Origin of the sequence: Beggiatoa leptomitoformis, from assembly GCF_001305575.3 — a bacterium.
Taxonomy (GTDB): domain Bacteria; phylum Pseudomonadota; class Gammaproteobacteria; order Beggiatoales; family Beggiatoaceae; genus Beggiatoa; species Beggiatoa leptomitoformis.
In genome coordinates this window covers 4,219,830-4,246,331 of the sequence record NZ_CP012373.2, presented here as the reverse complement: position 1 = coordinate 4,246,331, position 26,502 = coordinate 4,219,830, and the positions used below count along the sequence as shown (strand labels likewise).

23 protein-coding genes and 2 pseudogenes are annotated in these 26,502 nt (G+C 42.0%); 12 read left to right on the top strand and 13 right to left on the bottom strand.

The window, feature by feature from the left end; all coding sequences use genetic code 11:
- Positions 1-27: 27 nt before the first annotated feature.
- Entirely contained in the window at positions 28-1,026 is a 999-nt protein-coding gene (locus tag AL038_RS18080) for an AAA family ATPase (RefSeq protein ID WP_236839427.1), read from the bottom strand.
- Positions 1,027-1,392: 366 nt separating this feature from the next.
- Between AL038_RS18080 and AL038_RS18075 the strand changes: the two genes are divergently transcribed.
- Positions 1,393-2,253 carry a hypothetical protein gene (locus tag AL038_RS18075; RefSeq protein ID WP_062155242.1) on the top strand — a complete coding sequence of 287 codons (861 nt, stop codon included), beginning with the start codon at positions 1,393-1,395 and terminating at the stop codon, positions 2,251-2,253.
- Positions 2,254-2,401: 148 nt separating this feature from the next.
- Here the strand turns inward: AL038_RS18075 and AL038_RS18070 are convergent, their stop codons facing one another.
- Positions 2,402-3,289 carry a TAXI family TRAP transporter solute-binding subunit gene (locus tag AL038_RS18070; protein ID WP_062155240.1) on the bottom strand — a complete coding sequence of 296 codons (888 nt, stop codon included), beginning with the start codon at positions 3,287-3,289 and terminating at the stop codon, positions 2,402-2,404.
- 246 nt (positions 3,290-3,535) lie between these two features.
- On the opposite strand from AL038_RS18070, the gene AL038_RS18065 reads away from it, so the two are divergent.
- The 4 genes and pseudogenes from AL038_RS18065 to AL038_RS18865 all read left to right on the top strand — a co-directional run.
- Entirely contained in the window at positions 3,536-5,446 is a 1,911-nt protein-coding gene (locus AL038_RS18065) for a propionyl-CoA synthetase (protein ID WP_062155238.1), read from the top strand.
- 137 nt (positions 5,447-5,583) lie between these two features.
- Positions 5,584-6,468, top strand: coding sequence for a methylisocitrate lyase (prpB, locus tag AL038_RS18060; RefSeq protein WP_062155236.1), 885 nt, complete (start codon positions 5,584-5,586; stop codon positions 6,466-6,468).
- Position 6,469: 1 nt separating this feature from the next.
- Positions 6,470-7,603, top strand: coding sequence for a bifunctional 2-methylcitrate synthase/citrate synthase (gene prpC / locus AL038_RS18055; RefSeq protein WP_062155234.1), 1,134 nt, complete (start codon positions 6,470-6,472; stop codon positions 7,601-7,603).
- Between the two features lie 122 nt (positions 7,604-7,725).
- A pseudogene (locus AL038_RS18865) lies at positions 7,726-8,088 on the top strand (MmgE/PrpD family protein); the annotation flags it as partial.
- A 61-nt stretch (positions 8,089-8,149) separates the two neighbouring features.
- On the opposite strand, the gene AL038_RS18045 reads toward AL038_RS18865, so the two are convergent.
- The 9 genes from AL038_RS18045 to AL038_RS18000 all read right to left on the bottom strand — a co-directional run bounded on the left by AL038_RS18045 (position 8,150) and on the right by AL038_RS18000 (position 18,285).
- Entirely contained in the window at positions 8,150-8,536 is a 387-nt protein-coding gene (locus AL038_RS18045) for a type II toxin-antitoxin system VapC family toxin (protein WP_062155230.1), read from the bottom strand.
- Positions 8,536-8,829, bottom strand: coding sequence for a DUF2281 domain-containing protein (locus AL038_RS18040; RefSeq protein ID WP_062155228.1), 294 nt, complete (start codon positions 8,827-8,829; stop codon positions 8,536-8,538). Before AL038_RS18040 ends, AL038_RS18045 begins: the two co-directional genes overlap by 1 nt.
- A 397-nt stretch (positions 8,830-9,226) precedes the next feature.
- The gene (locus tag AL038_RS18035) at positions 9,227-9,469 is read right to left on the bottom strand and encodes a hypothetical protein (protein ID WP_062155225.1); all 243 of its coding nucleotides are present in this window, start codon (positions 9,467-9,469) and stop codon (positions 9,227-9,229) included.
- A gap of 20 nt (positions 9,470-9,489) precedes the next feature.
- Positions 9,490-12,015 carry an nSTAND3 domain-containing NTPase gene (locus AL038_RS18030; RefSeq protein ID WP_201800110.1) on the bottom strand — a complete coding sequence of 842 codons (2,526 nt, stop codon included), beginning with the start codon at positions 12,013-12,015 and terminating at the stop codon, positions 9,490-9,492.
- 285 nt (positions 12,016-12,300) lie between these two features.
- On the bottom strand, positions 12,301-12,522 hold the full coding sequence (locus tag AL038_RS18020) for an AbrB/MazE/SpoVT family DNA-binding domain-containing protein (protein WP_062155223.1): 222 nt from the start codon (positions 12,520-12,522) through the stop codon (positions 12,301-12,303).
- Positions 12,523-12,574: 52 nt separating this feature from the next.
- A complete protein-coding gene (locus tag AL038_RS18015) occupies positions 12,575-13,444 on the bottom strand; it encodes an IS982 family transposase (RefSeq protein WP_062155221.1) in 870 nt (289 codons plus the stop codon).
- Positions 13,445-13,690: 246 nt separating this feature from the next.
- Positions 13,691-14,869, bottom strand: a complete 1,179-nt coding sequence (gene prpF, locus AL038_RS18010) for a 2-methylaconitate cis-trans isomerase PrpF (RefSeq protein WP_062155219.1) — start codon at positions 14,867-14,869, stop codon at positions 13,691-13,693.
- Between the two features lie 115 nt (positions 14,870-14,984).
- Positions 14,985-17,591 (bottom strand): Fe/S-dependent 2-methylisocitrate dehydratase AcnD, encoded by a 2,607-nt coding sequence (gene acnD / locus AL038_RS18005; protein WP_062155216.1) that lies wholly within the window; start codon positions 17,589-17,591, stop codon positions 14,985-14,987.
- Position 17,592: 1 nt separating this feature from the next.
- Complete coding sequence (locus tag AL038_RS18000; RefSeq protein ID WP_062155214.1) at positions 17,593-18,285, bottom strand: GntR family transcriptional regulator; 693 nt, start codon at positions 18,283-18,285, stop codon at positions 17,593-17,595.
- A 58-nt stretch (positions 18,286-18,343) separates the two neighbouring features.
- On the opposite strand from AL038_RS18000, the gene AL038_RS17995 reads away from it, so the two are divergent.
- The 6 genes and pseudogenes from AL038_RS17995 (at position 18,344) to AL038_RS18860 (ending at position 21,942) form a co-directional block, all read left to right on the top strand.
- Positions 18,344-18,499: a hypothetical protein gene (locus AL038_RS17995; RefSeq protein WP_161575478.1), complete on the top strand. Its 156-nt coding sequence runs from the start codon at positions 18,344-18,346 to the stop codon at positions 18,497-18,499.
- 272 nt (positions 18,500-18,771) lie between these two features.
- Positions 18,772-19,551, top strand: coding sequence for a hypothetical protein (locus tag AL038_RS17990; RefSeq protein ID WP_062155212.1), 780 nt, complete (start codon positions 18,772-18,774; stop codon positions 19,549-19,551).
- 558 nt (positions 19,552-20,109) lie between these two features.
- Positions 20,110-20,457 carry a type II toxin-antitoxin system RelE/ParE family toxin gene (locus AL038_RS17985; protein ID WP_062155211.1) on the top strand — a complete coding sequence of 116 codons (348 nt, stop codon included), beginning with the start codon at positions 20,110-20,112 and terminating at the stop codon, positions 20,455-20,457.
- Entirely contained in the window at positions 20,450-20,740 is a 291-nt protein-coding gene (locus tag AL038_RS17980; RefSeq protein WP_062155209.1) for a helix-turn-helix domain-containing protein, read from the top strand. Before AL038_RS17985 ends, AL038_RS17980 begins: the two co-directional genes overlap by 8 nt.
- Positions 20,741-20,949: 209 nt before the next feature.
- Positions 20,950-21,096 carry a nucleotidyltransferase family protein gene (locus AL038_RS17975; protein WP_083991587.1) on the top strand — a complete coding sequence of 49 codons (147 nt, stop codon included), beginning with the start codon at positions 20,950-20,952 and terminating at the stop codon, positions 21,094-21,096.
- A 205-nt stretch (positions 21,097-21,301) separates the two neighbouring features.
- Positions 21,302-21,942: pseudogene (locus AL038_RS18860) on the top strand (IS1 family transposase).
- 297 nt (positions 21,943-22,239) lie between these two features.
- On the opposite strand, the gene hslU reads toward AL038_RS18860, so the two are convergent.
- On the bottom strand, positions 22,240-23,562 hold the full coding sequence (hslU, locus tag AL038_RS17965) for an ATP-dependent protease ATPase subunit HslU (protein ID WP_062155207.1): 1,323 nt from the start codon (positions 23,560-23,562) through the stop codon (positions 22,240-22,242).
- Positions 23,563-23,660: 98 nt separating this feature from the next.
- Complete coding sequence (locus AL038_RS17960; protein WP_062155205.1) at positions 23,661-24,644, bottom strand: XdhC family protein; 984 nt, start codon at positions 24,642-24,644, stop codon at positions 23,661-23,663.
- 245 nt (positions 24,645-24,889) lie between these two features.
- Here AL038_RS17960 and AL038_RS17955 point away from each other — a divergent pair, with 245 nt between their 5' ends.
- Positions 24,890-26,443: an acyl CoA:acetate/3-ketoacid CoA transferase gene (locus AL038_RS17955; protein ID WP_062155203.1), complete on the top strand. Its 1,554-nt coding sequence runs from the start codon at positions 24,890-24,892 to the stop codon at positions 26,441-26,443.
- Positions 26,444-26,502: the final 59 nt, after the last annotated feature.

The window sequence follows — 26,502 nt, the reverse complement described above, 5'->3', positions numbered from 1 at the left end:
TGTAACTGTTTCTGTACAATTAATATTTTAAACGGGAACAGGTACTTTTTGTAAAATTGCCGTGACAACGTTTTCAGCTTCCATGCCTGAAAACCGTGCTTGTGAATCTATTTTTAAACGGTGAGCTAATACTGCAACGGCAATTTCTTGAATATGTTGTGGTGTGACAAATTCTAATCCGTCAAACAACGCAAGTGCTTGAGAAACCTTCATCAGTGCTAAAGACGCACGCGGACTTGCTCCCATCTGAATACCCGCAAATTGACGAGTTGTGCTAACAAGACGCACGATGTAATGTTTTAATTCTTCACTAATCCGCACGGCTTGCACCGCTTTACGTAACAACAATACTTCATCTCGACTCACACAAGCTTTAATGTCATTCATAGGTTGTTCAGTGCGATGTGTGGTTAAAATAGCAACTTCATCTTCAATGCCGACATATCCCAGTTGAAAGCGCATGGCAAATCTATCCATTTGTGCTTCAGGTAATGGGTATGTACCATGAAATTCAATTGGATTTTGGGTCGCAATAACAAAAAATAATTCATTCAGTGGATAACGAGAGCCTTCTATGCTCACTTGTTGCTCTGCCATCGCTTCTAACAAGGCGGATTGTGCGCGTGGCGAGGCGCGATTAATTTCATCGGCTAATAAAATTTCTGTAAAAATAGGCCCTTTATGAAACCGAAAAGATTGGTCGCGTGGGTCAAAAATAGAAACCCCAAGAATATCTGAAGGCAGTAAATCAGGGGTAAATTGAATGCGTTGAAATGTGAGTTGTAATGATTGAGCAAGGGCTTTAGCCAGTGTTGTTTTACCTGTACCGGGTAAATCTTCAAGAAGTACATGTCCACCACTGGCAAATGCTGCCATTAATTTGCGAATCGCGCTATGTTGTCCCTTTACAACATTGCCTAAATTGGCGGTGATGCGTTGATAAATAACCAAAGGGGATAAAGATTCTTGCATGAGTATATAAGATTGCGCGATTCTATAAGGACGTTTATGAGGAATATGGCTCATTATACAAGGTTTATCTAAAAAAGAACGTTAAGCATGTGTTTAGGTCAATTAAACTAATCATCCAATCATCCCGAATTTTTATACTGTAACGATAGCTTATACCTACCCCAAAAAGAAAAGTTTATATTAAACAGATAACTGACCTATCAAATAATAGATTTATGACATTATGTTTAGATATCCTACTCTTGCTTCTTATTAGGGGATGTTTTTGTTATTATCCATTCACAGCTATAGCGTATTCACCTGCTGAACATGCGAGTATGGATTGACCCCCCCATATACCATACCCAGTCTCAACGATTTTTGGTGTTCACTCTCTTGATAATGGGGGTGTAAATTAGAACAAATGAGGAAATTATTAGTATGAAAAAGTCGTTCTCTTGGTTGCTTTTAGGACTCAGCAGTTTTTTACTGGCATCGTCTGCATGGTCTGCAACAGTGGTAGAACATCGTAATGCGCAAGGACAAGTGCAGCAGGTTATTATCGATGATCAACACGCACGCATGAATAATGAGCATAGTCCAAGTCAATATATGCTAGTTGATTTCGCGGCGCGGCTAATGTACGCCGTAGATATTAAACAGAAAACTATTGTTAAAATCTCAATGGATAAACCTGTTGAACCCAGTTTACCCGCAGGCATGGAAATGCCTAAACAAAAACCCGTTGATGCACAACTGGTTAAAAAAGATGCAGGCATAGATGTTGCGGGTTATCCCACGACACATTATCAAGTAACTGCTAATGGTAAAATGTGTTCTGATGATTATTTTTCTGTAGATGCGTATAAAACACCGCATATAGATAGTTTTTTAAAGACCATGCAAGAAATGTCCAAATCACGGAAAAAGATGATGAGTATGTTTCCCATGAGCGACCCCTGCGCAAAAGCACACGCCACGTTAGAGCCTGATGCCAGCATAATGGGTATGCCAATGAAAAGTATTGGTAATGATGGTGAAGTAAGACACGAAATTTTAAGTATTAAAGTCGACGTGCCAACAACCGCAGAAACCTTTGCGCTACCAACGGATTTTAAAACGATGACTGAACAAGAAATGGTGCAGTCAATTCAAGGTAATATCCGTAAGCAAATGGAAAAATTACGCCAAGGCGGACAACAACCCCCTCAACAAGGTGTACCCCCAGCACCAGCAAGCCAACCAGCAGCAACGCCTGCACCTGTACCCGTTGAAACCCCGCCCGCACAACCTGCTCAGTAGGAATACTTTACGCAGTGTTATTAAAAGCAAAAGGCACGAATTATTCGTGCCTTTTTTAGTTTTAAACAATGACCAGATTAATTTTATAACCGCCACAATTTAAATGAGATATTGATATTCTGAAGCGCAATTAATCCTCAAAGCATCGTTATTTTTTTTCCTCAATAAGGCGTTTGATATGCGGAATCGCATCAAAAACAGCCGTTGCAAAGTTATTGTACGCATCAGGGTTTGCATCAATCCATTCTTTATTAGCAACAACAACGGCTTGCACAGCAATTGTTGTTACACTACTACTAAAAAAGCCGCTTTGCAATTTATCGTATGTACCTGACGGAATTTTGGCAAAATGATAAATCCGTTTTCCCAACTGGTCTTTCTTATTATCAAAATCGCCATCATCTACCGCAACCAATTGCAATTTATCCCCTTGTGCATTAAAGGTTTTCATTATCTCGGAATTCAGTCCGCCAACATATAACAAACATTGCGCCTCTTTACCCTCAACCAATTGCGCTAAAGCGCGTCCATCGCCAATTGGCAAGGTTGGTACTTTCGCATAATCTTCATCTAACAGCGTAAATGACCGCCATGTTAATGCTGAACCACTCCCTTTTACACCAACTAACAGCGTGTATTTTTCAGGATAATCTTCCAAATCCCCCACGCTACCCACACCTGACTGACGATTACAAATTAAATGCACATACTCATCATAAAGTGTTGCGGTTTGTTCTAATTTTAAAGCGGTTTGTAATTGCATATCTTCTTCTGCAAAATACGCATCCGCCTGTACAATCGCCGCATCACAAGATTTGTCTTTTAATTTTTTAAGATTATCCGCAGAACCTTTAGTTTCAAGCACGTTGACCGTTACATCACCTTTCGCTTGCGTCGCAATCATCCCACCCACAGGAAAATAAATCCCTGTTTTCCCGCCTGTACATAAATTCAAAACAGGCTCGCCCGCCCAGACAGTGGGAAGTGACAGACTAAATAATCCTATGATTAAAAATAATTTATTCACCTTATTCATAATTTGATACCTTTACGAGTCGTCATGTATTCTAAAGGGGTAAACGAACCCTATTCAGTTTATTTATTGAATATAGTTGTGTTTCTTTCCAGTTCAAGTCTAACAGCCTGTCAAGTTATTTTTGAATAACGATTATTAATTATTTCAATAGCTATTTATTTATAGATTAAGCCTGTCTATAATGCGTGAACTAAATAACATAAACAGCTTTTTCAACTGTAAACACCACCAAAAGAGGAGAGGGATATGAGTAAACTGGACTATAAGTCCCTGTATAACCAATCTATTCAAGACCCCGCAGGTTTCTGGGGAGAAGCCGCGAAGTCTTTACATTGGTACACCCAGCCCGTAAAAGTATTAGACGATACCCGTAAGCCTTTTTATCGTTGGTTTTCAGGTGGAGAAATCAATACTTGCTACAACGCCTTAGACCGTCACGTTGAAGAAGGACGGGGTGAACAACTCGCCCTCATCTATGATAGCCCTGTCGCAAATATTGTTAAAAAATATACTTACAGTGAATTACGTGACCAAGTTGCTAAATTTGCAGGTGCATTACATAGCAATGGTGTCGCTAAAGGCGACCGCGTCATTATTTATATGCCCATGGTACCTGAAGCCGTGATTGCTATGTTGGCATGTGCGCGTATCGGCGCGATTCACTCCGTCGTTTTTGGTGGATTTGCTTCAAAAGAACTCGCAACGCGAATTAATGACGCTAAACCCGTTATGATGATTTCCGCCTCTTGCGGATTAGAAGGTAAAAAGGTTGTTCCCTACAAACCTTTATTGGATGAAGCCATTCAATTAGCCACCCACAAACCTGATAAATGTATTATTTTTCAACGTCCTCAAGTGCAAGCAACGATGCAAGAAGGACGGGACTTGGATTGGGCAACCTTAATGCTCAAATCAGCCGCGATTGATTGCGTGCCCGTTGCAGCAACTGACCCCTTATATGTTCTCTATACCTCTGGTACAACAGGTATTCCAAAAGGCGTTGTGCGTGACAACGGTGGTCATGCAGTCGCGCTTAATTGGTCAATGAAACACATTTACAACGTACAACCCGGTGATGTTTTCTGGGCGGCTTCTGATGTAGGTTGGGTTGTTGGACACTCCTATATCGTTTATGCCCCCTTGATTTACGGTTGCACCACCGTTGTTTATGAAGGCAAACCCGTTGGTACACCCGACCCCGGTGCATTCTGGCGCGTGATTGCAGAACATAACGTGAACGTCCTCTTTACCGCACCAACTGCCTTCCGTGCGATTAAAAAAGAAGACCCAAACGCTGAATATTTAAAAAAATACGATATGTCCAACTTCCGCGCCCTATTCCTCGCGGGCGAACGTTGCGACCCCGACACCCTACAATGGGCACAAGAAATTTTACAAAAACCCGTTGTTGACCACTGGTGGCAAACCGAAACAGGTTGGGCAATCGCGGCTAACTGCTTAGGCATTGAAGCCATGCCTATCAAACCGGGTTCACCCACCAAACCCGTACCGGGCCACGCCGTTTGTGTCCTAGACGAAACAGGGCAAGAAATCAAAGGTGCAGGCATGGGAACAATTGTTATCCGCCTACCCTTACCTCCCGGATGTTTACCCACCCTGTGGAATAACGACGAACGCTTTAAAAGCTCCTACTTAGATGCCCATCCCGGTTACTACTTAACAGGCGATGCAGGCTATATCGACGAAGATGGTTACTTATACATCATGAGTCGGATTGACGACATCATCAACGTTGCAGGACATCGCCTATCCACAGGTTCTATGGAAGAAGTCCTCGCTTCACACCCTGATGTTGCTGAATGTGCCGTCATCGGTGTCTCCGACCAACTCAAAGGCGAACTACCTTTAGGCATGGTTGTTTTAAAATCAGGCGTTTCCCGCTCTGACAAAGAAATTGTCGACGAACTGGTCAAAATGGTACGCGATAAAATTGGCCCTGTTGCCTCCTTCAAAGTCGCAACCGTGGTTAAACGCCTACCCAAAACCCGTTCAGGCAAAATTCTGCGCGGGACGATGAAAAAAATCGCCGATGGGCAAGAATATAAAATGCCCGCAACGATTGACGACCCAATGATTCTGGATGAAATCACCGAATCACTAGAACAACTGGGTTATCACGCACGAGTTGTGGTTTAACAACGTAACAAATCCTGTCGGTACGTTTACCCACGTACCGACGGATAAAAGCTATTTTTACAAAATTACCCTTGCAGTTGACGTAAACGCTAACTGTCATACACAATAACCCCTTACCAAGAAAGGAAAGTTTAGCAATGACGCAAGCCACCTCCGCAGGCGCACGCTTTCGCAGTGCTGTCGACACCGAAAGACCCTTACAAGTTGTCGGCACAATCAACGCCTACAGCGCAATGCTCGCAGAACGCGCTGGATTTAAAGCCATTTACTTATCTGGAGCGGGCGTTGCCAATGCTTCTTTTGGCTTACCTGATTTAGGCATCACCATGTTAAATGATGTGGTTGAAGATGCCAGCCGTATCACCGCCGCCACTGAAGTCCCCTTATTAGTCGACATCGACACAGGCTGGGGTGCTGCTTTCAACATTTCCCGCACTGTCAAAGAAATGATACGTGCAGGCGTTGCCGCTGTACACATTGAAGACCAAGTCCAAGCCAAACGTTGCGGACACCGTCCCAATAAATCACTGGTTTCCACCGAAGAAATGGCCGACCGCGTTAAAGCCGCCGTTGACGCAAAAACAGACTCACAATTCGTCATCATGGCGCGTACTGATGCCTACGCCAACGAAGGCAAACAAGCCGCGATTGACCGCGCATGTGCCTATGTAGAAGCAGGCGCAGACATGATTTTTGCCGAAGCCCTCTACACCCTAGAAGACTACAAAGGCTTTACCGAAGCCGTAAAAGTTCCTGTTCTAGCAAACATCACCGAATTCGGTAAAACCCCCTTGTTCACCGTAGAAGAACTTGGCAACGTGGGCGCGCGTTTAGTGTTATACCCCCTCTCCGCCTTCCGTGCCATGAGCAACGCCGCCATTCAAGTCTATGGCGCGATACGCCAACAAGGAACACAAAAAGACGTAGTAAACCTGATGCAAACCCGCAACGAACTCTACGAAGTTCTCGGTTATCACGCTTACGAACAAAAATTAGACGCACTCTTTAAAGAAGGAAAATAACATGTCAGAAGCAAAAGTTGTTGATAAAAACGCAGGCGGTCTGCGTGGTCAAGTCGCAGGACAAACCAGCATTTGTACCGTTGGCAAAGCAGGCTCAGGCTTAACCTATCGCGGTTATGAAATTGAAGAACTTGCCGAAAAAGCCACCTTTGAAGAAGTTGCCTACTTACTGTTATACGGCAAATTACCGACCCAAGCCGAATTAGACAACTACAAACAACGCTTACGCAGCCTCCGCGCGCTACCCAGCGCATTAAAGAGCGCGTTAGAACTCATTCCTGCAAACGCCCACCCCATGGACGTAATGCGGACAGGCTGCTCTATTCTCGGTACGTTAGAACCCGAAGAAACCTTCGAACAACAACACACCGTTGCCGACCGTTTACTCGCCACTTTCCCCGGTATCCTCTGCTACTGGTATCGCTTCGTTACCTACGGACAACGCATTGACGGCTACACCCCCGAAGAAAGCTTAGCGGGTCACTTCCTGCACATGCTGCACGACAAAGCCCCCAACGAAAAACACAAACGTTGCATGGATGCCTCCCTTGTTCTCTATGCAGAACATGAATTTAACGCATCCACCTTCACCGCCAGAGTCTGCTCCGCCACCCTCTCCGATTTCTACTCCTGCATTACAGGTGCAATCGGCTCTTTACGTGGTCCTTTACACGGTGGTGCAAATGAAGCCGCAATGGCACTCATCGAAAAATTCCACAACGCTGAAGAAGCGACAACAGGCTTAAAAGCCATGTTAGAACGCAAAGATAAAATCATGGGCTTCGGTCATGCGGTTTACTCCAAATACGACCCTCGCAACGCCACCATCAAAGCATGGTCTAAAACCTTATCCGAAGATGTCGGCGGACAAAACCTCTATGCCATCTCCGAAGCCGTAGAAAAAGTCATGTGGGACGAAAAGAAACTATTCCCCAATTTAGACTTTTACAGCGCGAGTGCCTACCACTTCATGGGCATTCCCACCCCCTTATTCACCCCCATATTCGTCATGTCCCGCATCACAGGCTGGGCAGCGCACGTAATGGAACAACGTGGCAACAACAAACTTATCCGTCCTAGCGCGGAATACATAGGACTTGATAGCCGTCCCTATGTCGCCATCGACAAACGTTAACCTCATTTTCCCTCACCCCGCCCCACGCTCAAAAGGAATCGGGCAGATGGGGTGAAGGAAAAACCCTTTTATTAAAAACCCATAGCAACAATAGCTACCCCGCTTGAGCTAAAGTTTTAGAACCCGTCATCCCCGGTACTTCTATGCCCAATGGCATAAAAGTATCCGGTACCTCTTATGACTTAGACCCCGTACAAGGCGCATTCAACATCGGCGCAATGATTCGCTGGTTAGACTTTAATAACACTTGGTCAACCGCTGAATGGGGTCATCCTTCCGATAACTTAGGCGGTATTTTAGCGGTTGCTGATTATTTAAGCTGTAAAGCCGTTGCTTCTGGCAAACCTGCTTTCTCTCGTTCCCACGCTCTGGCATGGGAATGCAGATTGCGTCGCTCCAGCGGCGCGAGTGGCTTACGTTTTCAAGTGCAAAGTTATTCTCTCTACAGGCTAAAGTTTTTAATTATTAATCACCAGCAGTGTTAGAGAGAGATTATCTAAAACACGCGCCGCTGGAGCATGGGAACGAGGAAAAACTTGACCAAAACTACCAAATGATTTCTAAAGAGTAATTATTAAATTGACTGTCTTTACTCACTATAGGCAGTTGTTCACATAAGCTTTGAGCAATCAATATACGATCAAAGGGATCGCGGTGATGCAAGGGAAGTTTCCCCAGTTGAATGAGATGTTCCACTGTAATAGGTAATAGTGTAAATTTATTGTTAATTAATTCTTTGGGAATCAGAATTTCAAAGGATTGTGCTAATTCAAGTTTCTTTAAGCTACTTTTGATTGAAATTTCCCAAAGTGTGGCAATGCTAATCAAAACCTCATTATTAGTATCTTGTATCAGTAATTGACTGTGTTGACTTAGATTGTCGTCACCATTAATAAACCATAGGAATGCGTGCGTATCTAATAACAAACGCATTACATATAATCCTTAAACTCATCTAGTGGTGCATCAAAATCATCAGTCATTTTAATTAAGCCTTTGGAACTACCAAAGATACGTTGCTTGCCTATTTCAGGCTGTTGTGTTTGAGTGATGATGGCTTTGATCTGGTTCAACACATTCAGTAATTGCTGGTAATCTTGTTCCGCAAGCAAAATGGCAGATTGTCCATGACCTAGCGAAAGTTTTAGGGGTTCATGTGTCGTCAGGGTTTGTTGTATTAATTGCTGTAACTGTGGACTCAGTTCCGATTGAGAAATGCTATACATGATTTAGATTCTCCTTATCTGGTATATATTGGCTTCATTATCATGTAAATAAAACCGATTGCAACAAAAAAATTGCTGCTCATATTACAGTAGCACCAAAATAAGGGGTAATTTAAAGTACTCCTAAACTGATTTTGGGAACTCCGTTAAGGGATTCCTGTGTTACAAGCTAAAGCAAACCATTTTCGTTAATCTGTGAATTCACTTGAAATGTGTACATAATGATTTTTCACCCTGTAAAACTAAATTTAGCAATTATTAACGATAATAGTATATATCCATTCCTCTCGTTCCCACGCTCTGGCGTGGGAATGCAGATTGCGTCGCTCCAGCGGCGCGAGTGGTTTACGCTCTCAAGTGCAAAGTTATTCTCTCCACAGGCTAAAGTTTTTAATTATTAATCACCAGCAGTGTTAGAGATATTATCTAAAACACGCGCCGCTGGAGCGACGCAATCTGCATTCCCACGCCAGAGCGTGGGAACGAGGAAAAACTGTACTGAATATTTTGGATTTAATGCCACACATTGCGCTAAATGAATTAAGGCATTGGGGAAATCTGCTTGCTGTAAATAGGCATTTCCTTGCCCTTTGGCTAACATGCTTTCAAAACTTTGGATAATTTTGGTTGCGTCACTCATGGGAATTCTCGGGGGTTGAATTATTGTTTTTTGGAGGACCAAGCACGTTCAAATAAATCATCAATTTCATCCATAGTTGTATTATGTGGATAATATTCATCTTCATGATAATCAGATTCTGATGAATTAAAATATTCATCGTGTCGCTCTTTTATGTCAAATGCGTTGACTATTCTCTTTTTATGTTCAGCATAATCATTACTTGTTATAAAAACGCCTAAGTCACCTGCTAGAACGTCAATTTTTTCTTCTATTAATTCCAGAAGTTTATCTTCAGCACCAGAATAATCGCCTCCTTCTATTGAACCGAAAACGTCTTCCGGTGAAAAATCATCACGAACGTAATACTCAAAATAAGTAACTACAGACTCGATAAAAGATGATATAACTAATTTTTGAGTTTCACCATCAAACTTACTTATTATTAACGAGATAGTTATCAAATCATCCCATTCTCCAAATTTAGGTATTTTCTCTTGCATAAAATTAAATACCCATTCTTGTGCAATTACCTTGTGAGTAAATGCCCAATCGATAACGTCAAGACCATTGCCAGAAGTGATGCCTGAACTTGAGTTCACTAAAAAATCGATTGCCTTAGCAATATTTGGCTCACTAGGTACAAGTGATGAATTATAAGCTCTTACAATTAAGATTAATTTTGCAATGTAATCAGGAAGATAATCTTTAAAAGAAACTAGAACGGCTTTATCTAATAATCCCTCCGCAATATTTTTTGCGATGGTAGAATTAATAATCTCGTTTTTTGAAAGATCGGAAAGAGTGTTTAGCGAATCGATTGTTCGTAAACTGAGAAAACCTGCTTTTAAAGAAACAGTGTCATTCGCATAGCGTCGCAAGATATAATCGCCAACGGAGGGATTGAATAGATTAAAAAATGGTTCATTCTTTCCATAGATAACTCTCTTCAAAAAAGAACCTGTAAGATGTTTGATATTGAGAGAAAAATCTCTTTTGCCGTGCAAATTATTATGTTCAGGAATTGAAACATACCGTTGATATGCTTCGGATAACAGAGATTCATCAATACTACGCATATTTAGTGTAACCAGTAGAACCAGTGCCCTGCCGAAATCATCAAGTTGTACTGTAAAAGAATGTTCCCAGACATCGATAGGATTATCCAATGTCTTAGATATATAATTCCAATACTCTGCTATAGGAGTATTATCCAAACTTATTCTATCATAATCAGTAATATAATTGATTAATCGAGGGTTAAAATTTTGGTGTTTAATAATATCTCTGTAACGTTTATTGAGATAGATTTGCTCAATAAAGTCTTTAGCAAGATTCGAGTGCCACAAATGATTATAGAGGATTTTAGCCTTATCTAAGTTTGATAGAGAGTCTAGCGTTAACTCATATTCATTTTGGTCGAGCTTATTGTGCTGAAACTCGTCATGAACAATTTTTCCCTGATTTAAAATCGTTGTGCGTGATGTAAGAAGTAATCGTGTATTTGGAGATTTTCGGACACGCCCTATAAAATGCACTATTTTACTGCCTTCATGTCCTGTCAATGCCTCTAAATAATTTCTTCCCAAAAAGTCATCAAAATAGAAGAGTTGTTTTTCACTGTTCTGAAAAACCTCCTCTGCCTCCTGAATATCTTCACTAATAACAAATAATTTAAAGTCTTCCAGCACATAATGTAAGAGTAAATGCCTTGCGAGCGTTGTTTTTCCAATTCCCGCAGAACCCGTAATAATAACCGTTCTTCGCGCTTCTAATTTTTTGATAGCACGATCATGATTTTCTGTTTTTATATATAAATGAGCAATCTCTTGAATAGACTCTAATTCATCGTGACTACGATCATAAATAGGTTTATTAAGCATGTATTGGAGTACATTAGTGCTTGACAACCAAAGTTTGTAATGTCTCCGTTCTACCTCTGCATGACGGGCAAGTAAATCATTTAAGTCTTCTTTACCGAAAATGTCGCTATCTTTTAGATACGGTGCAAAAATTTTAACTATTTTTGTTTTATCTTCGCGTGATAACGGGTGAGATAGCATGAGGATGTAACGAGCAGTCTTAAGCTTTTCTACTTTCGGTTTTTCCTCAGATTTCAGACGTGAAATGAGCGTGTTTAATGGTGTAGAAATCCAATGCTTACATTGCAGAATGGTTTCTTTTCCGTCCGATGAAAAAAATCGACCATCAACACCTCCATCTCGTCCTGCTTTAAAACGTTCGTAGCGCACACCGTATTCAGAGCTGAGTAAGTCCGTACATAGAACTTCAAACTCTTTATCATTTAGCGTTTTAAAATCGTAATCAGTCATGATTTGGTTAAGTTCATCTCGTCGTTCATGATATGGGAGACGCTCTGAAAAATCATTTGTTTTACCGACATATAGAGCAATCCATTCCAGTTCTGTCCTCTCATATGCAAAAATATAAAGGTCAGAAAATTTATTCCATTCTTCATTAAAGCTGTAAATATCAAACTCTAGGTTATTACCATTACCCAAAGACATTTTTCCATAAAAATCTCCATTTTCTAATGAATTTTTCATCTGCGTAAAGGGAATAAATCAATATATTATTTCAAAAAACACCTATCAATAATACGTTAGCACATAACAAAATTCACTACCCAAACAATACCCCTACCAACCCACAACACTAACAACATACAAACACTCACTGTGGAATACGCTACACTATTCCACCCTACGCGAAATTGTCGACAATCTCCCATTATCCCCATTCATTCAATGTACTCAGTCGTTGATAAACTTCTAATGGTTTTTTCTTTGCGATATAAATGCAAATATTGGTGTCTAACAAATAACGCAATTTCACAACCATTCTTCCCGAGATTGGGGTACATCGCTCATACGTTCATTCATAAAATCGTCTGGCAACTGCGTTAGGTTAGTTGGTTCAGGCTGTTTTAAACTATTTTGCAATATTTCTAATACCAACAAAACATTGACCTGTTGATTCGCCCATTCTTGAGGCAATTTAATTGAAAGCAAACCATTTTCGTTAATCTGTGAATTCACTTGAAACGTGTGCATAATGATTTTTCACTCTGTAAAACTATATTTAACCTGAGTTCGGGATAAGCGATTAGAGCAAAGGAGTCAAATCCTTTCTGGCAATATTCAAAGAAGGTAGTTTATCCTGATAAGAATAAGCGACCAAACTTGCGACAACGTTAATCATATAATTGGTTAATGAACGATGCCGCGAGTGTTCTAAATCAAAGATATTTTTCAGCTGGTCATTAATCGTTTCAATGATACAACGCTTACGTAACAAAAGCTTATCGAAAGCGGCGAGTACTCGGGGTTTCATGTTTTTCTTCAAGGTGGTAATCAGTTCTACGTCATCTAAAGCTAATAACGCCGCTAGTTTTTTAGAGAGATAGCCACGGTCTCCAAAGACTTTACCGATAAAGTTTTTCAGCATACTTGGAACAGGTTTTCTATCATCGACATTGCCGCGCGTAATCCGAAAGGAGAGGATTTGACCGCAATCGTCGACTAAGAGATGGAGTTTAAAGCCATAAAACCATCCTGTTGAGGATTTACCTCTTTGCGCCTCCTCTTTGAAGGTTTGGTGGCGTGAAATCCGTAGGTTATCGCAAACCCGTAAAGGGGTTGAATCAATAAAGGCAATCCCCTTCCCTGTGGCGCAACGGCTTTTCATGAAGAAAGTCAGAGGAATCAAGATGTCAGGTAACAGCTCAATAAAACGATTGTAGGAGACAAGTTTCGGAAATGCCTGAGACAGATGCTGATGACGGGTATAAAACCATTTGAAGGTTCTGTAACCTGAGGAGTGGTACAAGACAATAAGAGTGATGATTTCAGAAGGGCTTAAACTGCGAGTTCTACGTCTTTTTTTGCAGCCATCGTTGAGTTGAGTTTTTTCCCATTCAGGAATAAATGCGTTGCAGAAATCATCCACTTCACAAAATAATCGTGTTAAATTCATGATAGGCAAGCTCGTTGAGAAATATGGAATGTAGAGATTTTATATTTTCTCAGATTTTATCGCGCTTGCCTTCCTTAGACCGAACTCAGGTTATGCTAAGAAGAGTTACGTTTCTAATATGTTAAAGCCCGCTTGAACACGACTGAATAACCACTGTGCGTAAAAACATAAAAAAAGAGCCTCTCAATAAGTTTGATAAGGCTCTGTTGCAAAAACGTTTATAGCTTATAGGCTCAAATACAAACTTTAAAACGCATCCCCCGGAATACGGACATAACCTTCCATTAACACCCGTGCGCTACGACCCATCACGGCTTTAGTCGCAGTCCATTCGCCATTGACTAATTTAGCTTCTGCACCAACGCGTAGCGTACCCGATGGATGACCAAAACGGACGGCGTTACGTTCGCCACCGCCTGCTGCTAAATTGACCAAGGTTCCAGGGATAGCAGCGGCTGTGCCAATAGCCACGGCAGCAGTGCCCATCATGGCATGGTGTAATTTACCCATGGATAAAGCACGGACATTCACATCAATATCATCTAAAGTGACTTGTTTACCGCTAGATGAGACATAAGCTTGTGGTTTAGCAACAAATGCGATTTTAGGCGTGTGTTGACGGCTTGCGGCTTCTTCAAGTTTACTGATTAACCCCATGCGTAAGGCAGCGTGGGCGCGAATGGTTTCAAAGCGGGCTAACGCAGCAGGGTCGCCGTTGATGGCTTCTTGTAATTCTGTGCCCGTGTAGCCAAGGTCTTCCGCGTTTAAAAATACGGTGGGAATACCTGAATTAATCATCGTGGCTTTGAAAGTACCGATATTTGGCACTTCTAAATCATCGACTAAATTGCCTGTCGGGAACATTGCGCCTTCGCCATCGGCGGGGTCCATAAATTCAACTTGTACTTCTGCGGCGGGAAAAGTTACGCCGTCTAATTCAAAATCACCCGTTTCTTGTACTTCGCCGTTAGTGATGGGCACATGCGCAAGAATGGTTTTTTTAATGTTGGCTTGCCAAATACGCACCACAACCGTGCCGTTTTGAGGGACGCGCGCAGGGTCAATTAAACCGCTGAAAATAGCGAATGAGCCGACTGCTGCGGTTAAATTGCCACAGTTGCCACTCCAATCGATAAACGGTTTATCAATCGCAACTTGACCGAATAAGTAATCCACGTCGTGATCAGGTTGTGTGCTTTTAGACAGAATCACGGTTTTGCTGGTGCTAGAAGTCGCGCCCCCCATGCCGTCGGTGTGTTTGCCATAAGGGTCAGGGCTGCCGATAACGCGCAGTAATAATTTGTCGCGTGCTTCGCCTGCGACTTGAGCGGCGGCGGGTAAGTCGGTTAAGTTGAAAAATACGCCTTTGCTCGTGCCGCCGCGCATGTAAGTGGCTGGGATTTTGATTTGAGGGACTTGAGACATGTTGATGGTTTCCTTATGTAGGGTGGAATAGGCGCAAGCCGTATTCCACCAGAATCAGCATATTGGCTTGAACGTGGTGGAATACGCTGCGCTATTCCACCCTACATTTCAGCTATTAAGCCGCTTTCGCTTCTAAAAAGTCCTTAGCAAAGCGTTGTAACACGCCACCTGCTTCATACACAGAGACTTCTTCTGCGGTGTCTAAACGGCAAGTGACAGGCACGTTCACGGTTTCACCATTTTTACGATGAATCACAACGGTTAATTCAGCGCGTGGGGTTAATTCACCGATGACATCAAACGTCTCAGTGCCGTCGATGTTGTAGGTTTGACGGGTTTCGCCCGCTTTGAATTCCAGCGGTAACACGCCCATGCCCACTAAGTTTGTGCGGTGAATACGCTCGAAGCCTTCTGCAACAATGGCTTCAACACCCGCTAAACGCACGCCTTTTGCTGCCCAGTCACGAGAAGAACCTTGACCATAATCCGCGCCTGCTACGATGATTAAAGGCTGTTTGCGTTCCATGTAAGTTTCAATCGCTTCCCACATACGCGTCACTTGACCTTCTGGCTCAATACGCGCTAAAGAACCTTTTTTTACGTTGCCGTTTTCGTCGCGGCACATTTCGTTTAACAGTTGCGGATTGGCGAATGTGGCACGTTGTGCGGTTAAATGGTCGCCGCGATGGGTTGCATAAGAGTTAAAGTCTTCTTCAGGTAAGCCCATTTTGGCTAAGTATTCGCCTGAGGCACTGCTCGCCAGAATCGCGTTAGAGGGTGACAAGTGGTCAGTGGTGATGTTATCGCCTAATACCGCTAATGGACGCATTCCTTTTAAGGCACGCGCACCCGCTAATGCACCTTCCCAGTAGGGAGGACGGCGGATGTAAGTGCTCATGGGTCGCCAGTCGTACAAGGGGCTTTTCGCTTCTTCTATCGCACCTAAGTCAAACATCGGAATGTAAACTTTATTAAATTGTTCAGGTTTCACGAATTGTTTAACAATCGCGTCGATTTCTTCATCAGAAGGCCAAATGTCATTTAAGGTAATCGCTTTACCGTTTTTGTCAGTGCCTAAAACATCATTCTCGATGTCAAAACGCACTGTCCCCGCGATGGCATAAGCAATAACTAAGGGCGGAGAAGCTAAAAATGCTTGTTTAGCATAAGGGTGAATACGACCATCAAAGTTACGGTTGCCAGACAATACCGCCGTTGCGTATAAATCACGGTCAATAATTTCTTGCTGAATTTTGGGGTCTAACGCGCCGCTCATGCCGTTACAGGTGGTGCAAGCAAATGCCACGATACCGAAACCTAATTTTTCTAATTCAGGTAATAAACCTGATTCCGTTAAATACAATTCTGCGACTTTAGAACCGGGTGCAAAAGAGGATTTCACCCAAGGTTTACGCACTAAGCCTAACTCGTTAGCTTTTTTCGCTAATAAGGCAGCGGCGACGACGTTGCGGGGATTAGAGGTGTTCGTGCAGGAAGTGATTGCTGCGATAATCACCGCCCCATCGGGCATTTTGCCTTCTTTTTCTTCCGCTTGGGCTTTGTCTAAATTCACCGCAATGCCACGTTCAGCTAAAGCAGAAGTGGGTAAACGACGGTGTGGGTTAGAAGGGCCTGCCATGTTGCGCACAACAGTCGATAAATCAAATTCTAAGACGCGCTCATACTCTGCATTAACTAAACTGTCTGCCCATAAACCTGTGGTTTTAGCGTAGTTTTCGACTAAAGCGACTTGTTTAGCGTCACGACCTGTCAAGTTTAAGTAATCAATCGTTTGCGAATCAATGTAGAACATGCCCGCAGATGCCCCAAATTCTGGAGTCATATTAGAAATGGTTGCACGGTCGCCAATGGTTAAATCCACTGCGCCATCGCCGAAGAATTCTAAATAAGCAGAGACGACGCGCTCTTTACGCAAAAACTCGGTTAAAGCTAAGACTACGTCAGTTGCAGTGATGCCCGCTTTACGTTTGCCCGTTAATTTCACGCCGATGATGTCGGGTAAACGCATCATAGAAGCGCGACCTAACATCACGGTTTCAGCTTCTAAACCACCGACACCAATCGCGATAACACCTAACGCGTCGACGTGAGGCGTATGGCTATCAGTCCCGACGCAAGTATCAGGGAAAGCCACGCCGTCACGCACTTGAATCACGGGCGACATTTTTTCCAAGTTAATTTGGTGCATGATGCCGTTGCCCGCAGGAATCACGTCCACGTTTTTGAACGCGGTTTTAGTCCACTCGATAAAATGGAAACGGTCTTCATTACGACGGTCTTCTACTTCACGGTTTTTTTGGAATGCGTCAGGGTCAAAGCCCCCGAATTCAACGGCTAAAGAGTGGTCAACGATTAACTGCGTTGGAACAACAGGATTGACTTTTGCGGGGTCGCCGCCTTGCTCAGCGATGGCATCACGTAAGCCTGCTAAATCCACTAATGCAGTTTGACCTAAAATGTCATGGCACACCACACGCGCAGGATACCAAGGAAAATCTAAATCGCGTTTGCGCTCAATTAACTGTTTTAAAGAATCCGTCAACATCGCGGGGTCGCAACGGCGTACTAACTGTTCTGCTAACACGCGAGAGGTATAAGGCAGTTTTTCATACGCACCTGCTTGGATTTCTTCCACGGCGGCGCGGGTATCAAAGAAGTCTAAATTAGTACCAGCTAAAGGCTTGCGGTAATTTGTATTCATGCTACATCCTCGTTTGACTATTAATGTGACTCAGCAAAGTCTTTTGTGAATTCTGCTTGGTATATAAGATATGACGACGCATTAACATTTCAGCTAATTCTGCGTCACGATTAGAAATGGCTTGCACAATATGGCGATGTTCATCAAAGGCGGTGGTCACTCTAGGCCCTGCCATCCCTAACTGCACGCGATACATGCGGATTAAGTGATATAAGCTGTCCACCAACATCGATATTAACTGTGTATTTTTACTGCCTAAGATAATCCGATAATGAAAATCTAAATCGCCCGCTTCTTGGTAGTAAGTCTCGCCACTTTGCACGGTTTTAAAATGGGTACTTAATAAGCTGTTTAAATCGCTGATTTCTGCCTCGGTCATGTGAACGGCTGCTAATCGTGCCGCCATCCCTTCCAAGGCTTCGCGCACTTGGTACAGCTCTTCTAAACCATCTTGCGTTAAGGCGACGACACGCGCCCCGACGTTGGCTTTACGTTCAACTAAATGGCAAGATTCTAAACGGTTAATGGCTTCTCGAATCACAGCACGGCTCACCGCGTATTTTGTCGACAACTCCGTCTCGCTGAGTTTGCTGCTAGGACGGATGATACCTTCGACAATATCTTGTCGCAATTGAATAAAAGTTTTATCGGCAGTGGTGACAGGCTGATCAGTGGGAAGTATCAGCGATACCATGATGTGCATCTCTATAGCTTAATTGTCGACAATATAGGCGGTTTTAGGGGGGGTGTCAATGGGGATAATGGGAGATTGTCGACAATTTGGGGTGGGGTGGAATAGCGTAGCGTATTCCACCTTGTTGGATGTGTTTCTAGTTCCCAAACGCCGTTTGGGAATACCTGCACATCAAACGTTACTTGAAGATTCGGAAAGTTTGAAATATCTTTGAAATACAGAGGCTAGATAACTGTAGCGTATGGTCAAGCAGAGCTTGACCGACAGATGTTCCCAAACTCTGTTTGGGAACGAGAAAATAGTGTTATGAATTAATGCAATCTAAGCTTTTAGTTTAACAACATTGCCTAAAAATATTTTTTGAAGTAACATTAAGTAAAGTAGTTAAATTACTTGTTGAGCAGTAGTGTAATGAATACTGCTCAACAATGGAAATACATCCCAACTTCATTTAAGTTATACCGATAATCTGCTCATTAGCTGAATATGTATAGACCTCCGAGCGTTAGAAACTTCAAATCATTCATTGGCGAACTTACAGCTGAGGCCGCTGCCACTCATGTATCTCTACTTGAGTCACAAAAGATGGAACGAAAGCAGGTAGATTACTGGACAAGTAAAGCTAGTGAGGTTGGGATAGTGCTAAATGGTATTACGTCAGATCGTATATTGAATAGCCAAATCAGACTTTCTATCGTTTCCATATATAGTGGTTTCGATGTGTTTCTAGACGAAGTGGAGAACGAATTTAAGCGATTTGACCTGAAGTGGATGAAACCCGATAAAGTTTCTCCACTAGAAGTTCTCGAAAAAAACTATATTAGAGGACCAGATAACAAAAAAAATTTCCGATACGAATCCAATGCCGTTGATTACTTAAGACTGTTGCGAAATTCTATTGCTCATCCAAACAAAAAAAATAAAGATGAAGCGGAAAACTTTTATAAATCTAGAAGGGAATCTATAGACTTTGTCAGAGAAAAATACAATATGCTATCGGCACCAAATAACCCAAGTAGCATATCTTTTCATGACATAAAATTTTGGTGTCGACTCCTTTTAGATTTTTCTGAGTCAATTGCACTATTGTTAGAACCTGATGATGAAAGAATTTATTCAAAGGTGCCTTTTGATAGTTGGAAAAAATATGGTAAAAACCATGACAAACTGAAGAAGGTAGCAATAAGCTATATTCATTCTGAGTATTCATATAGTTTAGAAAAAGCTAAAGAAATTGTAGAAAAGTTTTATGACTCACTCACTTAACTGGCTAAAGTACCCCTCTTCATAAGCACCTTAAGTATAGGGTATTTATGAAGGGGGAGCTCTGAGTTCGAATCTCAGGTGGGTCACACAGCCAACAGGTCAATTCTCGTTCCCAAACGCTGTTTGGGAATGTCTGCATATCAAGCTCCGCTTGATAATTTAGGGAAAACATCCTCACTAGATTATGAATTACTGCTAATCACGCCACCATACCTTCCAAGGCTTCGCGCACTTGGTAGTGTTCTTCCAAACCGTAAAGACTTAATTACAACCAGAGTTTTTCCATAAAAAATAGTCCGCCAATATTCTCGAAACCTGCGCTGACCAAGCAACCTTAGAAAATACCCTAATGAATGAGTTTACGGACTTGTTTACGCTGTAGGATTTAGTTGCTTACAATCAAAAGACTCCAATAATATTAATTATCGGGGTCTTTTTTTATGAGTCGACTTATCTATTCTTTAATGAGCAAACGACCATAAGTTTAGCATCGTTTATTTAAGCTCTTATTTGTAAAACGCATTGAAAAGCATAATCCAGTGGCTTACACTTTCATTTATGTTTACCACTGTCACTGAACTGCCAGAATATATAAACCGCTCCGCTGAATTACTCAATGAATCTGAGTGCAAATCCATTATTGATTATTTAGCAATTTATCCTCATGCAGGCGATTTGATAGAAGGCACAGGCGGTATTCGTAAATTACGTTGGGGACGTGGTAACAAAGGAAAAAGTAGTGGTGTTCGTATTATTTACTATTATCATGATAAACGTTTACCCTTATATCTATTAACAATTTTTGGAAAAAATGAGCGTGCTAATCTTTCTAAAGCAGAAAGAAACCAGCTTGCAAAATTAGTGGATATATTGGTAAAAACGGCATTGGAGAATCAGCGTGACTAAAAAAGCATTTGAAAGTATTGCACAGGGCTTACAAGAAGCGATTGAACTCAATCAAGGCAAAACAGTAACCACTCGTACACATCGCCCCACAGCAGAAATTAATGTTGCTCAATTACGCGCAAAATTGGGCTTAACCCAATTGGAGTTTGCGACCAAATTTTGTATTAGTTTAGGTACTCTTCGACATTGGGAACGGGGTGACCGTAAACCACGCGGAGCAGCTTTAGCTTTGCTCCAAGTCGTTGCAAAAGAACCGCAAGCGGTGCTTCGGGCTTTGAGTTAGTCGGTTAAACAGAACTTAGCCACCTGTTTATTCCCAAAAATATACCAAGATTCTAAAAATCTTCGCCTACCAAGCAACCTTAAAAAATACCCCAATGAATGAGTTTACGGACTTGTTTGCGCTGTAAGATTTAGTTGCTTACAATTAAAAGACTCCAATAATTATTAGTTATCGGGGTCTTTTTTTATAAGCATGATAGGTGAATTCAAATGCGAACACTTGCTGAAATCCAACAAATTTTACGAAACTATCAACCTGAATTAAAAAGTAAATATGGTATTGAACGACTAGCACTTTTTGGCTCGTATGCGCGTCAAGAACAAACAGAAGAGAGTGACATTGACATAATGTTATAGCCATGTGCCTGAGATTCCTTGACACAGGCTATTCCTCTTAGTGAGCGTTTTTCTTTTGCCTGTACCCAAGTTTCTTAGCTTATATATTTCTTGCTGGGCTATTCTACAAATCTCCGTCCGCATTCTCGATAGTTATAGTTTTGGTATTGCTAAACAGATAAGGTTGTTAGGAAATAAAGAACATCCCTGAAAAAGAGAACGCAAAATGCCAGATTGTCCCGAATGTCAAAGTCATCATGTGATTAAGAATGGAAAAACACATTTTGGCAAACAAAACTACAAATGTCGTGGGTGTGGTCGCCAATTTGTAGAAAATGCCAACCCAAAGCGAATCAGCCAAGAGACCTGGTAACAGGTAGAGCGATTGTTAAAAGAAAAACGCTCCCTTGCAGGCATTTCAGGGACATGGCTACAACGTTATGTGAACCGATGGTTAAAAAAAAGGGGTGTTGCAATTAGAGTGCGATGAGATGTGGTCATTCGTGGGTAAGCGTCGTGAAAAAGTGTGGATATGGTTAGCATTAGATAAAGAAACAAGAGAAGTGGTGGGATTTGCGGTTGGAAAACGAGATAAGAGAGGTGCATCAGCATTATGGGAATCCCTTCCAGGCGTTTATCGTCAATGTGCAGTGTGAGGCGTATAAAGGGGTATTACCCAGTAAACGTCACCGAGCGGTTGGGAAGGAGACAGGTTTAACTAATCATATAGAACGATTTAATAACACATTGAGACAGCGAGTCAGTCGCTTAGTTCGCAAAACGTTATCCTTCTCTAAGAAATTGCAAAATCACGTGGGGGCTATCATTTTTTTCATTAATCATTACAACTTATCCTTACTTGTTTAGCACTACCAAAACCAGATGGTTACGAAATGAAATAGATGACAGCCGTGATGGGATTCTCTCTATATCTTGGAGAAAGATAGGGTTTTCTTCACTAAACAACTAGCACAGTTCTGTCTTTTCAGTTTTCTTATTTCAATCCCACTATGTTTCTTTAGCACTACCAAATTGACTCACCAACGCCCCAACGATTGCCCATTTAGCATCGTTGAGGCTACTTAAACATGAGCTTGCTTTTTTGGGATTGATTTCTGGTTTATCCATCCTTGTCTATTTTTTATCTAAGATTTCAAACAGGTTTTACAAAATATATTGGCTCAAATCTTCGTTTTTCACCAGTTCTCCCAGTTGTTTATCAACATATTGTGCGTCTATAACGACTTTTGCTTGATTTGCATCTGCTGCATCAAAAGATAAATCTTCCAGTAAACATTCTAAAACGGTGTGCAAGCGACGCGCGCCAATATTTTCTGTGCGTTCATTGACTTGCCAAGCCATTTCTGCAATGCGTTGAATAGCATCTGGTGCAAATGTCAATGTAACGCCTTCGGTTTTAAGTAATGCGATGTATTGTTCTGTGAGTGAGGCATTCGGCTCGGTCAAAATGCGGACAAAATCGCTAACGCTGAGGGCATTAAGCTCTACACGAATGGGTAAACGTCCTTGTAATTCTGGGATTAAATCTGATGGTTTTGAAAGGTGAAACGCGCCAGAGGCAATAAATAAAATGTGGTCTGTTTTTACCATGCCGTATTTAGTTGATACGGTACAGCCTTCAACTAAGGGCAGTAAATCACGTTGTACTCCTTCACGGGAGACATCTGCGCCACTGGTTTCACCGCGTCGAGTGATTTTGTCAATTTCGTCTAAAAAAATGATGCCACTTTGTTCGACAACTTCAATTGCTTGTAGCTTTAAGTCGTCATCATTGACCATCTTACTGGCTTCTTCTTCTTGCAGCAGTTTTAGGGCATCTTTAACCCGTAGTTTGCGGCTGCGTGTGCGTCCATTTGATAAATTTTGGAACATGCTTTGTAATTGGTTAGTCATTTCTTCCATCCCCGGCGGTGCCATAATTTCGACTCCAATACGGGTTTCATTGACTTCAATTTCAATATCTTTGTCGTTTAATTTGCCTTCTCGTAGCATTTTACGGAATTTTTGGCGGGTTGAGGATTCTTCTGTTGTTGCTTCTTGTGTGTGACGAGCAGGTGGTAATAGTACGTCTAAAATACGTTCTTCTGCCGCATCTGTTGCTTGTGGGCGAATTTTTTGTATGGCTTCTTCACGCACGAGTTTGATGGAGATGTCGACTAAATCTCGAACGATTGATTCGACATCACGTCCAACATAGCCAACTTCGGTAAATTTTGTTGCTTCAATTTTGATAAAAGGTGCTTTTGCTAATTTAGCTAACCGCCGTGCAATTTCTGTTTTACCAACGCCTGTTGGGCCTATCATGAGGATGTTTTTCGGGGTGATTTCAGTGCGTAAACTTTCATCAACTTGCATTCGCCGCCAACGATTGCGTAAGGCAATCGCTACAGCACGTTTTGCGGCATCTTGCCCGATAATGTGTTTATCTAATTCACTTACAATCTGTCTTGGCGTTAATTCACTCATAATTTTGTTTGGTTATCCTAAATAACTGTTAAAAGTTAAGCACAGAAACGAATTTTATAGCAATTTGCAGGTAAATGGGAAAATATGCGGTTTAAATCTTAAGCGATAGCGTAGTGTGTTGAAAATTTTCTTTCTGTTATTGGGGTTAATAAACTCGTTCGTTTGGTCATCATTTCTGCCAAAATGGCAATGGCAATTTCTGGCGGTGTGCGACTACCTATTGGTAAACCAACGGGAGCATGGAGTTGTGCAAGGGCTTGTGGACTCATGCCTAAATCGATTAGACGGGCGCGACGGGCTTCTGTGCTTTTTTTTGAGCCTAACGCGCCGACATAAAAGGCGGGGGAGTTGAGGGCTTCTAACAGTGCCATATCATCTAGTTTAGGGTCATGTGTTAAGGTAACGACGGCGCAGCGGTTGTCTTTAACGTATTTTAATACGGCATCGTCTGGCATTTCTCGACTTAATTCTGTTCCAGCCAGTTGCCAACTTGATGCGTATTCTTCACGCGGGTCGCAAACAATAACTTGATAGTCTAGTGGAATTGCAAATTCTGCAAGATAATGGGATGCGTGTGCTGCACCAATAATTAGTAGTCGCCACACGGCTCCGTAAACATGGGTTAAATAGTTATCTGTTGCAATGAGGGGTATTTCTTGTTGTGGGTATTGCCAATAAACATCGCCTGATTGTAGGTTGACGCGACGTTGAATTAGCTGTCGTTGTTCTAAGGCGTGAATAATGGGTTGTATGCTGTCGACGCTTTGTAAGGGTTCAAGTAGTAGTTCTAATACGCCACCACAGGGTAAGCCAAAGCGTTCGCTTTGTTCTTTGGTAATGCCATAATGTAATCGACTAATTTGTTTAAATTCACCTTGTAGTATTCTTTCTATAATATCGCCTTCTACACATCCCCCCGATACTGACCCAATTAATTCACCACTCGCGTTAATCGCTAATAATGAGCCGACAGGGCGTGGTGCTGACCCCCATGTATGAATAACTGTAATTAAATAAACTGTTTGGTGTGCAGATAACCATTGATGTGCTTGAGATAAAATGGTCAATGCTGTGGTTTGCATTATTTTGTCCTTGTGGTATCTGAAAAGTGTTCACGGTTTAAAATATGGGGGAAGAAGATAGAAAAAAATGGTGATTTGTAGAATTGGCAAGTGTAAAAAAGATAGTATGGATAATATTTAAAATTTTATGTATCTGAACCGTCTGATTTGGGTAGGTTTTAAACGGATAGCAGGGCTTCAAGCAGTATTGGTCTGATTCAGATAACATATTGTTACTCAACTCACTCATAACTGATAATAAAACTATGCGTAACAAAATCGTTACCGCAATAGAGGCGGTAAAACTCATTAAGGATGGAGATACATTGGCAACCGGTGGTTTTGTGGGGACGGGGTTTGCGGAGGAACTCGCCATTACACTGGAGAAGCGTTTTTTAGAAACGGGAGAACCCAACCATTTAACTCTTGTTTACGCGGCTGGGCAAGGTGATGGACAGTCACGGGGCTTAAATCATTTGGGATATGAAGGATTGATTAAGCGTGTGATTGGCGGGCATTGGGGGCTTGTGCCTGCACTGGGAATATTGGCACGTCAAAATCGGATTGAAGCCTATAACTTGCCACAAGGTGTTATTGCACATTTGTACCGCGATATTGCCGCGCATAAACCGGGAACAATTACTCATGTTGGGTTACATACTTTTGTCGACCCACGCATTGAGGGGGGCAAAATCAACAGTAAAACCACGGAAAATATTGTTGAATTACTCGTGCTCTCAGGAAAAGAATATTTATTTTATAAAGCCTTTCCGATTAATGTCGCTTTTTTACGCGGGACAACCGCCGACGAGTTGGGCAATATAACCATGGAGCATGAGGCTTTAGTATTAGAAAGTTTGGCAATTGCGCAAGCTGTGAAGAATTCGGGCGGAATCGTCATAGTGCAAGTAAAACGTGTAACAGCACGTCACATGCTCAACCCGCAAATGATACAAATTCCTTGCATTTTGGTGGATTATATTGTTATTGCGCAACCTGAAAATCACCCGCAAACCTTTAGCGAATATTACAATTCGAACTATACGGGAGAAACGCACACCGTTTCGGGTGGTTTGCCCATTTTGCCGTTGGATGCACGTAAAGTAATGGCGCGACGTGCTACCTTAGAATTACAAAGTGAGGCGGTGGTTAATTTGGGTATTGGAACACCAGAGGGTATTGCTTCTATCGCGTATGAAGAAGCTATTTTAGATTCATTTACTTTGACTATAGAACCGGGTGGGATTGGTGGCATTCCTGCTGGTGGTTTAAGTTTTGGTGCAGTCGCAGATGCTTACGCTATTATTGACCAACCCGCACAATTTGATTTTTATGATGGTGGTGGTTTAGACCAAGCCTTTTTAGGCATGGCGCAGGCGGATAAACATGGAAATGTGAATGTCAGTCGTTTTGCCTCGCGCATGACGGGGGCAGGCGGATTTATTAATATCAGCCAAAATGCAAAGCAAGTTTATTTTATGGGTACATTTACATCCAGTGACCAAGAGTTTTTTATTGAAGAAGGACGGGTACAAATTTTTTGCGAAGGCACACAACGCAAATTTGTCGACCACGTACAACATTTAACCTTCAATGGACAATATGCTTTAGAAAAAGGGCAAAAAGTCCTATATATCACTGAACGAGCTGTGTTTCGGTTGACTCCCGAAGGGATGTTGCTGATTGAAATAGCACCGGGAGTTGATGTGGACAAGGATATTTTAGCGAATATGGATTTTAAACCACTAATTGCACATGATTTATGTGAAATGGATAAGCGTTTATTTAAAAAAATCCCGATGGGATTGCGTCATTCATAACTGAAACAACTGTGTGCTAAATAAAGGATAGCCACAAGATTCGTCTAAATCAGCATTCA